The sequence below is a fragment of the Fibrella arboris genome, assembly GCF_041321095.1.
GTDB lineage: Bacteria > Bacteroidota > Bacteroidia > Cytophagales > Spirosomataceae > Fibrella > Fibrella arboris.
In genome coordinates this window covers 1-13,026 of the sequence record NZ_JBGGWE010000014.1, presented here as the reverse complement: position 1 = coordinate 13,026, position 13,026 = coordinate 1, and the positions used below count along the sequence as shown (strand labels likewise).

Genomic DNA, 13,026 nt, shown 5'->3' with positions numbered 1-13,026 from the left:
CTCCCAATCATGATCCGGGCAATGTTATTTTATGACGTCGATAAGGTGAGCTGGCTGGGCTCTGTCTACCAGCATCTGCATGGTCGTTGTTTCGTAAACGGCCAGGTTGGCGTCACGTACCTGAAGCATGATGGGGCGAATCGTGCAGGTTTCTTCGTCTTCGCAATCATCGCAGCGGACGTAGAAGTTGAGCGACACGCAGGGCGTAGGCGCGATCGGGCCATCGATGATGCGGATCACCTGCGCCAGTGTGATGCGTTCGGGATCGACCCGGAGCGAATAACCACCGCCCTTCCCTTTCTGGCTCTGCAGCATCCCCTGGTTACGCAGTTCAAGTAAAATGGCTTCCAGAAATTTCTGCGGGATCGATTCGCGCGCTGCTAGCTGGGAGATCAGAACCGGGCCTTCCCCATACAATTCGGTAAGGGCCTTCAACGCCTTGATGGCGTATTTCGCTTTTTTTGAGATCATACGTCAAATCCTGTTTACGTGCGAATGGGGTCGTACTGCATAACACTCTTTCAGATCGATAAATTTTATATAGTATTTCGGAAAATAAAAATAGCGCCCGCTCTGGGGCGCTGGTTGTGCTCAATAATCTTTGATCGGCTTAATGTCGTAATACGCCCTGATTTCTTCGATGGGGGGCGTTTTCTGCGGCCGCACAATGCGGAACCCGCAGAAGGAGGCCGAGGTCATCCACCAGTCAGATTTGGGGCTTTGCGGGTCAATGACCTTCCAGGCCGGGTCGGATGGCGTGCGGGCAGCCGAACGGGCCACCGTGGCGTCATCGTCCCACGAACCGCCCCGGACACTGTTCGGATACAGTGTCTTTCGGGGCGCATACGGCTCCTGCACCGTTCCTTTGGCTACCTGGGCATAGTAATCGGCCACGTACTGATCCTGCGTCCATTCCATCACGTTGCCGTGCATATCGTACAGGCCAAAGGCGTTCGGTTTTTTGGTGCCGATCTTCTTGTAACCACCGCCGCTGTTGTCTTTGTATACGGCATACGTACCCAGCAACTTCGGGTCAGCGCCAAAGGAGAAGGGCGTAGTCGTACCGGCGCGGCAGGCATATTCCCATTCGGCCTCGGTGGGCAGCCGGTAGAAAATACCCGTTTTATCATACAGCCAGGCACAGAATTTGACCGCCGCGTAGTGCGTCATGTTAATCGCCGGATACCCCGACCGCCCCATGCCAAACGACATATCGACATACGACGGGCTGGGCCGGGTGGTGGCATCGGTTTTGCTCAGATCAGCTCCTTCGGGATAACGGGTGGCCATTTCCTTCTCGATGTTCTTGGTGGTAAATAGGTCATAAATGTCCCAGGTGATCTCATATTTCCCCATCCAGAACGGCTCGACGGTGACCTTATGCTGGGGTCCCTCGTCTGGTTTATGGCCTTTTTCGGTTGCCGGACTGCCCATCAGGTACGTTCCGCCGGGAATGGCCTGCATCGGATACGTTTGGTTGCTACCCGTAATTACCTGGGTGTACGATAAAAAACCGGTTGTCTGGGCAACCGCCTGCTGGTAAATGGAAAGAACAAGGAGACTGAAAAGTGTTAAACGGACCATAGAGTACGTTATCTGTTATGTATAACTGGAAAGACGGATAGTGAATAAATTTCCCTACTTGATAACTTCGGCCAGGTTTTTGCTTGATTAATTACAATTCATTAGCAAAATAGTTTAATTATTTACCTATATTGCCCTCAATTCTAAACACGCCCTGCTCAACCATGAACAAGTGCATCTTCCTCGACCGCGACGGCGTACTGAATGTAGACAGAACCGACTACGTGTATCGGATCGAAGATTTTATTATCCCGGACGGCGTTGTGGAAGGTCTCCGTCGGCTTAAAGAAGCAGGGTATATGTTGATCGTGATCACCAACCAGGCGGGCATTGCCAAAGGGCTCTACACCCGCGATGATGTGATGCGCTGCCACAGCTACCTCCAGGAACAGTGCGGCAACCTGATCGATGATATTTATTATAGCCCGCATCATCCCGACTATACCACTCGTTCGCTCACCCGCAAACCGGAGTCGCTGTTGCTCGAAAAAGCCATTGCCAAATATAACATCGACGTAACCAAGTCGTGGATGATCGGTGATGCCCTGCGCGACATGATTGCCGGTCGCCGCGTGGGCGTGAAAACGGTGCACGTCACCCACGCCCCCACCGAACCCACCGCCGGTGACTGCATCGCCGACAACCTGCTGAACGCCTCCGAACGCGTACTGGCGTATCATTGAGAGCTGGTGTCAGATCGTTGTCGCTTGCCTGTGGCGAGTGACGATTATCCGTAGGGTCGCAACGGCGCACCGCTCCGGCCCGTTGGCGGCTAGTGAACTAACTGACAGGTAACATACAGTATCATTCAACCAGCGGGCCGGAGGCCCTATCGATAAAGGTCACTCGCCACAGGCAAGCGACAACGGAGTCCAACCAATTTACCGTACAACATACATTCCCCTTCAACTGTACGAAAGGCACTGGAATTCTGCGTTTATTAGCGGCGTAAACCCTTGCCATTCATGTTCTTCTCTGCCCCCGCCCGCCTGTGGCTGGCACTCCTGACCGTCGTGCTGACGCTGTCGCACTGCGCCCGTTTATCGAATACCGTTTCGGTCGTTGGCCGGAACTTTGACGACGAGATTCAGCAGTCGCAAAACCTGGTTTTCTCCTTCAACAAAAACGTCGGGCCGGATGGGGACGGCGCACAAGCCGACGTTTGGGAATCAACGCCGTATATCACGTTTAAGCCTGCCGTGAAAGGGCAGTTTAAATGGACGTCGCCGAGCGAATTGGTGTTTTCGCCCGCCACGGCCTTCGACCCCGCCACGAATTACCGCGCCGAATTGTCGAAGGAACTGCTTCGGAACGCATCCGATAAAGGCCTGAGCGTATCGGGCGAGGAGATCGAATTCCATACGCCCTACCTGCAACTCGTCGGCACCGAAACCTGGTGGACACGCGCCGCCAGCAATGGCACAGGTACGTCGGGACAGCCGGTAGCGAAAACGCGGCTTCGATTCAACTATCCCGTGTCGGCTGCCGAGGTGGCTCCGCGGCTGGGCATCAAGGCGGAAGAGGCAACCGTGACGGCGGGGCCGATTCAGGCGCCGGGGGATGCGCTCTCGGGTGGTGGTCTGGTGGTGACGCTGACCGATGCGCCCAATGCCGACAATGAACAGCCGCTGACCTTCACCGTGGATAAAGGCGTGAAAGTACCCAACACGGCCTATACGAGCAACGAACCAATTACCCAGACAACCACCTTGCCGACGCGCTCGAAGCTGGAGGTGGTGGACGTGCAATCGGGGTTCACCAACCAGCAGGGCACGGTGCGCGTAGTGACGACGCAGACGCTGCAGCCCAATCAGAATCTGGGGCTATACTACACCATTCAGCCCGCCGTTAAAACCACCGCCGAGCTAACCGACAATGGCCTGCTGATCAAAGGTGATTTCAACGAGACCGACACCTATGTCATCACCTTCACCGACCAGATGCGCGGCGTGCTGAACACCAAACTCGGCGAGCCTGTTTCGCGCGATGTGTTCTTCGGAAAAATGCCCGCCGGTCTGCAGTTCGCCACCCGAAACGCGCTCTATCTGTCGTCGAAAGGGTCGCGGAATGTGGGGCTGAGCATTACGAACGTGGACAAGGTGCAGGTGAAAATTGCGCGGCTCTACGAAAACAACCTGCTCCACTACCTGAAAAATAACCGCTACGAAGACTACGTGCAGCAAGGCACCGGCGAAGAGGCCACCTGGGGGCCGTCAGGTACGTATTCCTACGGCAACGACGAGGAAGGCGATCTGACCAGCCTGCTGGTCGACAAGACGGTGCAGACGAGCGATTTGCCGAAAGTGCGCGGTGTGTCGGCCTTGAACCTGGCCATTCCTGAGCAGGGCGGCGGTGACCGCGAGCGCCCCCTGCGCGGGGCATACCTGGTGTCGGTGCAGTCGAAAGACGAGGCGTATGTGTCGGCGACGCAGCTGGTGTCGATCTCGGATATTGGCCTGATTGCCCGGCAAACGGATACGGATCTGCTGGTTTGGGCCAATTCGATCCAGACCGCCGAGCCACTCGATGGGGTAGATATTTCGCTGATCAGCAGCAATAACCAGTCGGTCTATACGCTGAAGACAGATGGAAAAGGCTTTGTCCGTTTTGAGAAGATTCAGGAAAAAGCGCCGGGTTTCACCATCGCCATGCTCACGGCCCGCACGGGCGACGACTTCAATTTCCTGCACCTCGCCGACACGCAGGTAGAAACGTCGCGCTTCGAGGTGGACGGCAAACGCACGAACGCCACGGGCCTGAACGCCTTCGTGTATGGCGACCGCAACATTTACCGCCCCGGCGAGACCATCCACCTGAACACCGTTATCCGCAGCGAAGCGGGCAGCAAAACAACCGTGGCCGAGGTGCCGCTGACGGTGCGCGTGCTGATGCCCAACGGCAGCGAATACCGTGTGTTCCGCAAGGTGACCGACGAGCAGGGAGCCGCGCCAGTCGACGTACCCGTAGACCCCGCCGCTGTGACGGGCAGCTACACCGTGGAGGTACTGAACGCCAGCAATACGCTGCTGACCTCGCAGGCCATCAGCATCGAAGAGTTTATTCCCGACCGCATTAAGGTCGACGTAAAAACGGCGCAGGAGAGCTACAAGGCGGGGCAGACGATCGTGCTGTCGGCTACGGCGCAGAACCTGTTCGGGCCACCCGCGTCTGACCGCGCTTACGAGGTTGAACTACAACTAAAACGCCGTGTCTTCTCGCCCAAAGGCTACGGGGCCTACACGTTCAGCATTCCTGCCGAGGCAACGGGCGTACCCACGTCGTTCGAGAAAACGTTGCGGCAGGGCCGAACCAACGCCGCCGGACAAGCCACCGAAAGCTTCCCCATCCCCGCCGATTACCGCGATATCGGCCTGCTTGAAGCCAAGCTATTCGTGACCGTATTCGACGAAAATGGCCGGCCCGTGAACCGCCTCCGCCGCCTCGACGTGCAAACGCAGGACGTGTTCTACGGCATCCGGCTGGCCGATACGTACCTGACCACCAACACGCCGCTGGCCGTTGAGGTCGTGGGCCTGAACGCAGCCGGTCAACCGCAGTCGGCGAAGGCGCAGGTCGACGTAGTACGGTTCGATTACCAGACCGTGACCGAAAAACAGGCCGACGGGCAGGTCAAATACAGCAGCAAACGCCGCGAGAAGATCGTGTACACCAACACGCTGGCCCTCGGCGCTAAACCCACGCCATTCAGGTACGTTCCCACGGTATCGGGCGAATACGAAGTGCGGGTACGTCGTCCGGACGGTCCGACGGGTCGGGCGGTTGGGTATACGGCGGCTGATTTCTACGCCTATGGGTACGGCAGCACGTCGGCTTCGTCCTTTGAAGTGAGCACCGAAGGCGAGGTGCTGATGGAATTCGACAAGCCGACCTACGAAACCGGCGACAAAGTAAAAGTCCTGTTCAAAGCACCGTTCGAGGGAAAAATCCTGGTTACCGTTGAACGAAGCGGCGTACTGACCCACAGTTGGCTGACGACCGAAAACAAAGCCGCCGAATGGACATTCTCCGTCGATGAAGCGCACCTGCCCAACGCCTATGTCACGGCCACGCTCATCCGCGCCATGGACGGTACCGACCTGCCCCTGACCGTGGCCCACGGCTTTGCCTCGGTAGCCGTGACCGACCCCGACACGAAACTGCCGGTAGCGATCGAGGCCGTGGCGAAATCGTTTTCCAAGACGAAACAGACCATCCGCGTGAAGACGAAGGCCAATGCATCGGTGACGGTGGCGGTGGTCGACGAGGGGATTTTGCAATTGAAAAACTTCAAAACGCCCGATCCGCACGGCTATTTTTTCCAGAAACGGGCGCTGGAAGTGATTCCGTCCGATGGCTACGCCTTGCTGTATCCCGAACTGTCGCTCCGCAGCCGGTCGAGCAGTGGCGGTGACGGCTACGATCTGGAAAGGCGCGTGAATCCGCTGAGCAACAAGCGCGTACAACTGGTGGCACTCTGGAGCGGCGTGCTGAAAGCCAACGGCTCGGGCGAGGCCGAATACACCATCGACATTCCGCAGTTCTCAGGTACGTTGCGTGTGATGGCGGTGGCCTACAAAGACAACGCCTTCGGGTCGGGCGAGCAGGGCATAACCGTGTCGGATCCGATCGTGATCAGCCCCGGCATTCCGCGCTTCCTGTCGCCCGGCGATGAACTGAACATGCCCGTTAACCTGAGCAACACCACCAGCAAAGCCGCCGGGGTGGTGGCGAAAGTCACCGTTAGCGGACCGCTTCAGGTGGTGGCCGACTCAGGCCGTAGCGTGTCGCAGTCGCTGACCGTGCAGCCGGGGCGCGAAAGCCGCACGACCTTCCGCATCCGGGCTACGGGCGGCGTGGGGCCGGGGGATATTACGGTGACGGTGACTGCGATGGGCAAAACCTACGTCGAGAAAACCGACATCACCGTTCGTCCCGCCGCGCCGTTGCAGAAAACCACGGTAGCGGGCGTGGTGGCGGGTGGACGTACCCAGGCCCTGACGCTGGCGGGCAATTTCCTGCCGGGCACCACGCGCAGCAGCCTCACTATCAGCCGGTCGCCGGTGATGCAGTACGCCAAAACGCTGAGCTACCTGCTGGGGTATCCGCACGGCTGCACGGAACAGACCATCTCGAAAGCCTTCCCGCAGCTCTACTTCGCCGACCTGACCAAAACGGTCCGGCAGGGCACGGTTTATTTCGTCCGCAATGGCGAGTCGGACTATAACCCGGCGACGAACATTCAGCAGGCGTTGCAGCAGATCGAAAACCGGCAATTGTTCAACGGCGGCGTGACGCTCTGGCCAGGCTACAACGTGGAAGACCCCTGGGCCACGGCCTACGCGCTGCATTTTATGGTCGAAGCCGAGAAAGCAGGTTTTGAAGCCAACGCCACGGTGAAGAGCAAACTCATTGACCGCCTGACGACGCTGACAGGGAACAACCGCACCGAAACGGTATCGGTGATGAACGAAGACGGGTCGCGCACCGACCGCACCGTAGCGAGCCGGACGAACCTCTACGGTCTGTACGTGCTGGCGCTGGCCGACAAACCGAACCGCGCCGCCATGAGCGTCTACAAAGAATCGGCAGGTACGTTGCTCACCACCGACGGACGGTACCTGCTGGCGACGACCTACGCCCGCCTTGGCGATCAGGCAAGCAGCGCCTCCCTCCTGCCGAAGCAGTTTGCCGACGGAACAATGGGCCGCGAGACCGGCGATAGTTACGCCTCGCCGATCCGCAACGTGGCGCTGGTGCTGAGCAACCTGGTCGACACGGATCCCGATAATTTGCAGATTCCGACGCTGGCCCGACAACTGGCTGGCGCGGTGCAGCAGGCCGATTACCTGAACACACAGGAAGCCGCCTTCGCGTTTCTGGCCCTCGGCAAGCTGGCCAAACAGAACGCAGGCAGCACCGCCACCGCCACGCTGACCGGCGCTGGCAAAGCCCTGGGTACGTTTACCGGTACCGACGTGACCCTTCGCCGATTACCCACCGGCCAACCGTTGACACTGACCGCCAAAGGCAGCGGAAGCCTGTATTATTTCGGCCAAAGCGAAGGCGTACCGACCAGCGGCCTTGTCCCTGACGAAGACCGTGGCCTGATTGTACGCCGGACGTACCTGAGCCGCGACGGTGCCATGCAGACGCGCTTTAAGCAAAACGACCTGATTGTGGTGAAGCTGACCCTGAGCAGCCAATCGGGCTTACCGGTGAAGAACGTGGTGTTGACCGACCTGCTCCCCGCCGGTTTCGAGGTAGAGAACCCACGCCTCAGCGGCGCCACCGCCCAGAACGGCACGGCCGAACAGCGCACCCTCGACTGGATCAAAAACGCCTCGCCCGTCGATTACTTCGACATCCGCGACGACCGGGTCAATTACTACCTCTCGGTGGGCGGCTCAGAAACCAAAACCGTCTACTACATGGTCCGCGCCGTCTCCAAAGGTCGCTTCATCGTAGGCCCCGCCGCCGCCGACGCCATGTACAACCCCGAACTCCGCAGCTACAACGGCGCAGGGAAGGTCGTGGTGGAGTAGAATTCTTGATTACATGTAGCTTCGCGCTGTAGGCCCTTCGACCGCAGCGGCGGACCGTTCTGCTCAGGGTGACACGAAAATCAGGTACATTGATAACGACCTTGAGTTCGACCGTCACCTTGAGCGGAACGGTCCGCCGCTGCGGTCGAAGGGCCTACAGCGCGGAGCCATGACTTAATAACACGCCAAGGAACTTCATACCACAAATCTTGCCTTTCTCAGCTGTAATGTGTAGTATTACACGATACGCACCGACATGCTTGTAACGTTCCGTCATAAAGGCTTGCAGCAGTATTACGAGGAGGGTAATGGTGCTAAGTTGCCCGCTCAATACCTGCGAAAGATCAACCGGATTCTTGACCAACTGGATGCCGTAACATCAATTAGCGATATTCAGCAGATGGGTTCAGGCATTCATAAACTGACGGGTGATTTAGCCGACTTCTGGGCAGTTACCATCACCCCAAACTATCGGGTAATTTTTCGATTTGACAACGGTGATGTCTATGATGTAGACTACGTTGATTATCATTAACATACACAACTTATGAAACGCAACCTGGCACCTGTACACCCCGGCGAAATCCTGCGGGAAGATTATATTAAAGAGCGCGGCTTAACGGTCACCGAAGTAGCAAAGGGCATCGGCATTGCCCGCGCGAACCTATCCGCCGTCGTGAACGAGCGGGCCGGTATCAGTCCTGAACTGGCGGTAAAACTGTCAGAGGCATTCGGCAATACCGCCCAATTTTGGGTAAATCTCCAGAAAAACTACGAGCTGTGGCATGCCGAAAAGAAGGTAAACCGCGCGCTCATTCAGCATTTCACTATGCCGGACAGAGGCCTACAACCTGCCTAATCAAACGCCTCGCCCGTCGATTACTTCGACATCCGCGACGACCGGGTCAACTACTACCTCTCGGTGGGTGGCTCAGAAACCAAAACCGTATACTACATGGTCCGCGCCGTCTCCAAGGGCCGCTTCATCGTAGGCCCCGCCGCCGACGCCATGTACAACCCCGAACTCCGCAGCTACAACGGCGCAGGGCGGGTTGTGGTGGAGTAGGGTAGTTATTTTTCATTATATTCTGCTTCTGCAAAGCAAGATTGCAGAAGCAGAATATAATTTGTAACTTGTATTCAACTATATATGCCTCGGTTTTCTAAAAACTTATATGTGCTTTATTCGCAGTAGAGGTGCTGGTGACCATCAGAGTTTTAAACGCTGTGTATATCAACGTGACAACTGAAAGTCAATAAAATACTTTTTTAATGCAAATGATGTATTAATAATTTTCTCTGAACAAAAGTATGAATAGTGGCAAAAATGATAAAGATAGCAAGTAATATCTCGATCTCTAAAATTCGGAATCTTTATTTGGAGTTACAATCTTTAGATGATAAAGTTGTTGACATTCAACTTCCAAAAAAAATTGAGAAATTAGACTTTGGCTTATTATTTTCTTATTTACAATTCCTTGCAACGTGGATCAGAAAAGAAAACTCAGGTAAATTATACCTTCCAGTAAGCAGTACTAGTGAGTCCATTCAATATTTAAATGATAATGAATTTGTTTATCCTTCAATAGTTTTGGCATGGGAAAAGGAAATTGTTAATGATAGTGGTGAAAATATAAAATATATATTAAAAGATCCAAGTAAGTCGTACTTTAGAAAAATGGATTTTTTTGATTTGAAGGGCAACTCCGTACCAATCTACTGCTTTGATCATGATAAATCAAATAGAGGCCTTTCTAAGAATTTTTACCGTACTAATAGGGAATTTGTAGATGAAGGAACTTTAGGTTTCAATCTGTTTAGCGCGTTTCAAAAAATTAGCTCTCAAAACTTATCTGTATTTAGAAATAGCCTAAAAAATAATTTAGATTCATTTATAGCAATAATTCATGAGTTATTTGGCAATACAAATGAACACGCCAAAACAAACGAATTAGGCTATAATCTATATCCCAATATTCGGGCAATTCAGTTAAAGTTTCATCAGAAATCAATTACAAAATTTATTGAACAATTTCATGATTTTGCCGGACTTGTTCAGTACTTTAAATCAGATTTCAGTGTAAACGAACAAGGGAATTTATATCTTATTGAAATTTCAATACTAGATAGCGGTCCAGGATTGATAAAACGTTACACTAATAGAAGTGATTACAATCTGAATATTAATCAAGAGGTCGAAATAATCAAGGAGTGTCTGTATAGGCATAATACTTCTGCTGAAGGACTTCGAGGCGAAATCAAAGGCATAGGCCTTGATCGCGTATTGCAAACTCTCGATGGTAAGGGTTTTATTCGTATCAAAACAGGTAGAACAGATCTCTTTCGTGACATGAAGACGAATAGATATTATCATCATAGCAATGCGTCTGATATTCAGCTTAATGATTGGCAAACAAACAGTACTACAAATTTTACAAAATATTCTCCAGTTGAGGGGACATTACTTTCTATTTTCTACCCATTAGATTACAAATAATGATGAGAGACTACTTTATATATAAGTATGAAGACGTAGTTTCTTCAGATAATAAACTAAAAATAACAGTTCTTTTTATCCATCAAGTTGAAGTACTATCTCAAAATGCACTTGCCCAAGAATTGAACCTTTTCTTCCAAGAAAATAGTATCACGGATAAGCTTGTAGTTATTATTCCTAGTTATCTAGAAGAAAGGTCTCTTGAGTACTTTAGAACTAAACGAGAAATAACGTTTGCTAGAGTTCCAGGTAAATCGGCTGACTACTTCGATAGATGTTTAATGGTTTACCAATTCGACCATAACGGTGACTTTAGTTTGAAATATGGCAATAGACCTAATAACGAATTGATTTTTATTAAACATTTACTAAGGAGCGGATCAACACATATTTTTAAAAATAATGGAGGCCTTGTTGAATCAACTCCTGATCATCATTTCGTATTTCCTTCTAAGAAGCATTGTTCGAAATTTATAAGAACGGGTAATGTTCTTATAAATCAGGCAGAGATATTTTTTTTAGCGATTCAATTACTAAGATCTACTACTGATAGGAACATTATTTATTGTGATACGTCATCAATAAATGTTCTTCCATACGCTGTTTTTGAATTAAAAAGACGTTTCGGCTTACAATTTGACTGTCCTGTTATTCATAGCTTTGAATCTTATGAGGTTTTCGAAAACAGCAAAGATAGTTTTCCGCCTGATTCGTTAATCTTAGTCTCCTCTTCCACTTCAGGTAACATTATCGATAGAATCTTAGATGAAAAACGAGCTCAGAAGGAGCAAATTCAGTTAATCTTTTTCTTAGGCTCTGAGGAAAGGTATCGTATTCACAATTCAAATATTATATGTAATCTAACCAAGGACGAACAATTCTCTCTTGGAGAGGATGAGTTCAAAACTTACAGTAGTCCAGATACTTGCAAGCTTTGTAAGGATCATTCTAGACCTATTCATATTAGAGGTGACGTATTTCTCACAATTCAACCTAGAATTGAAAAACATTTGTTGACAGCTAAGCCCGAACATGTGCCAAAAAATATTAGTTCTTTTGTAGGCAATTATAGAAGTAATTCTTCGGATGAAGGTGTAATTAAGGTTTATTATAAAGACAATATTCCAGATGAAAACTATGAAATTTACTTTGACATGGTTTATCTATTAGATAACATACATTGTTTCACAAAGTTTAATGAATCTCTTAACAGAACCATTGATAAGCACATTCCAGCAAATACTAAATATCTCTTACATCTACCCGATGTTGGTTCTGAAAATCTTGCTCAATATATTATTTCTAAAATACCCGATAATATTCAACCTGAAATGGTAAAATTGGACAGAAATTTTATTGATAAAATTACTGAAAATAGTGGCACTATAGTTATCGTAGCATCTTGCATAACCACTGGCAAAAAATTACTTCAAATAAGTCGCCTTATGCGAAGTCGAGAAAATTTAAATTTGGTTTATTTTATAGGCATCTATAGACCCGTCAGTGAAAGGTTTTCTGTTGATCTTATTAATGATTTAAAAAAGGGCAAAGATAAAAGTGACGAAAGGCCTTTTGTTGCCGTTGATACTATATATTGTTCTATTCAACAAGTTGACACATCTTGGGAAGTTGAAAAGCTATTTTTCGAGAAATTAATTGGTTCGATAGATGATGAAAGTAGCGAGTTTTATTCGTACGTAGATAAGAGATTAGATATTATTCGAGACAATAAAAGGCGTAAAGGCTTTAGTAATGATGTATTCTTAAAAATGCCGAATGGAGACGACCTTACGCTCAGGAAAAATTTTGCTTTTTGGAATTTTACATACGAAAATCAAACAGTATCCCAATCTGAAGTTTATTTTACAATTTCTACTATCATTACGAATCTTGAAAACAAGCAAATAGATGCACACCCATCACTCAAACAGACAAATTATGTGAGAAATATGCTAAGCCCACGAAATTTTCATAGGTTCAACGATGGAATAATTCAAGCTTCACTACTCAGAAGTGGCAAGACGGAATATTTCTCTTATGATCTTGACAGAGAGTTAAGTTTACAAATGAAAGAATTTTTATTAAGCATCATTGACAAATATGACACTGAAGATGGAGAAGCAATATTAGAGTTCATTCTAGCGATAGGAGTAAAAAAACTTAAATTAAGAGAGGATGACTTGAAGGAAGTTTTAAATAAAGCAATGACTTGCTCAAACATCATTATTTGTACTCTTTCGACATATATTTATAGTAACGTTTTATTCGCAGAATAGTAAATATTGAGATGTGAGTAGGTTCATAAAGATGCTTTCTTTTTTAGGTATGGCAACTTACACACCTGCTGACTACGAACTGCTGCGACGGCGTTGTGCCGCTCTCAAAGAGCAGAACTGGCCCCAA

8 protein-coding genes and 1 pseudogene are annotated in these 13,026 nt (G+C 50.3%); 7 read left to right on the top strand and 2 right to left on the bottom strand.

What is annotated here, in order from left to right:
* Positions 1 to 24: 24 nt before the first annotated feature.
* Positions 25 to 471, bottom strand: coding sequence for an RrF2 family transcriptional regulator (locus ACAW75_RS21080; protein ID WP_370730734.1), 447 nt, complete (start codon positions 469 to 471; stop codon positions 25 to 27).
* A gap of 120 nt (positions 472 to 591) precedes the next feature.
* Positions 592 to 1,584, bottom strand: a complete 993-nt coding sequence (locus ACAW75_RS21075; protein WP_370730733.1) for a formylglycine-generating enzyme family protein — start codon at positions 1,582 to 1,584, stop codon at positions 592 to 594.
* Positions 1,585 to 1,748: 164 nt separating this feature from the next.
* Between ACAW75_RS21075 and ACAW75_RS21070 the strand changes: the two genes are divergently transcribed.
* From ACAW75_RS21070 to ACAW75_RS21040, 7 genes and pseudogenes are all read left to right on the top strand, one after another.
* Entirely contained in the window at positions 1,749 to 2,267 is a 519-nt protein-coding gene (locus ACAW75_RS21070) for a D-glycero-alpha-D-manno-heptose-1,7-bisphosphate 7-phosphatase (RefSeq protein ID WP_370730732.1), read from the top strand.
* A gap of 282 nt (positions 2,268 to 2,549) precedes the next feature.
* The gene (locus ACAW75_RS21065) at positions 2,550 to 8,126 is read left to right on the top strand and encodes an alpha-2-macroglobulin family protein (protein ID WP_370730731.1); all 5,577 of its coding nucleotides are present in this window, start codon (positions 2,550 to 2,552) and stop codon (positions 8,124 to 8,126) included.
* Between the two features lie 256 nt (positions 8,127 to 8,382).
* A complete protein-coding gene (locus ACAW75_RS21060; protein ID WP_370730730.1) occupies positions 8,383 to 8,661 on the top strand; it encodes a type II toxin-antitoxin system RelE/ParE family toxin in 279 nt (92 codons plus the stop codon).
* 12 nt (positions 8,662 to 8,673) lie between these two features.
* Positions 8,674 to 8,985, top strand: a complete 312-nt coding sequence (locus ACAW75_RS21055) for a HigA family addiction module antitoxin (RefSeq protein WP_207330100.1) — start codon at positions 8,674 to 8,676, stop codon at positions 8,983 to 8,985.
* 18 nt (positions 8,986 to 9,003) lie between these two features.
* A pseudogene (locus tag ACAW75_RS21050) lies at positions 9,004 to 9,192 on the top strand (alpha-2-macroglobulin family protein); the annotation flags it as partial.
* A 312-nt stretch (positions 9,193 to 9,504) separates the two neighbouring features.
* Complete coding sequence (locus tag ACAW75_RS21045) at positions 9,505 to 10,623, top strand: hypothetical protein (protein ID WP_370730729.1); 1,119 nt, start codon at positions 9,505 to 9,507, stop codon at positions 10,621 to 10,623.
* The gene (locus ACAW75_RS21040; RefSeq protein WP_370730728.1) at positions 10,623 to 12,899 is read left to right on the top strand and encodes a hypothetical protein; all 2,277 of its coding nucleotides are present in this window, start codon (positions 10,623 to 10,625) and stop codon (positions 12,897 to 12,899) included. The genes ACAW75_RS21045 and ACAW75_RS21040 overlap by 1 nt, the downstream gene beginning before the upstream one ends.
* Positions 12,900 to 13,026: the final 127 nt, after the last annotated feature.

Coding starts and splice junctions, on each gene's coding strand:
- ACAW75_RS21080 (WP_370730734.1), bottom strand. CDS start 471: ATGATCTCAAAAAAAGCGAAATACGCCATCAAGGCGTTGAAGGCCCTT.
- ACAW75_RS21075 (WP_370730733.1), bottom strand. CDS start 1,584: ATGGTCCGTTTAACACTTTTCAGTCTCCTTGTTCTTTCCATTTACCAG.
- ACAW75_RS21070 (WP_370730732.1), top strand. CDS start 1,749: ATGAACAAGTGCATCTTCCTCGACCGCGACGGCGTACTGAATGTAGAC.
- ACAW75_RS21065 (WP_370730731.1), top strand. CDS start 2,550: ATGTTCTTCTCTGCCCCCGCCCGCCTGTGGCTGGCACTCCTGACCGTC.
- ACAW75_RS21060 (WP_370730730.1), top strand. CDS start 8,383: ATGCTTGTAACGTTCCGTCATAAAGGCTTGCAGCAGTATTACGAGGAG.
- ACAW75_RS21055 (WP_207330100.1), top strand. CDS start 8,674: ATGAAACGCAACCTGGCACCTGTACACCCCGGCGAAATCCTGCGGGAA.
- ACAW75_RS21040 (WP_370730728.1), top strand. CDS start 10,623: ATGATGAGAGACTACTTTATATATAAGTATGAAGACGTAGTTTCTTCA.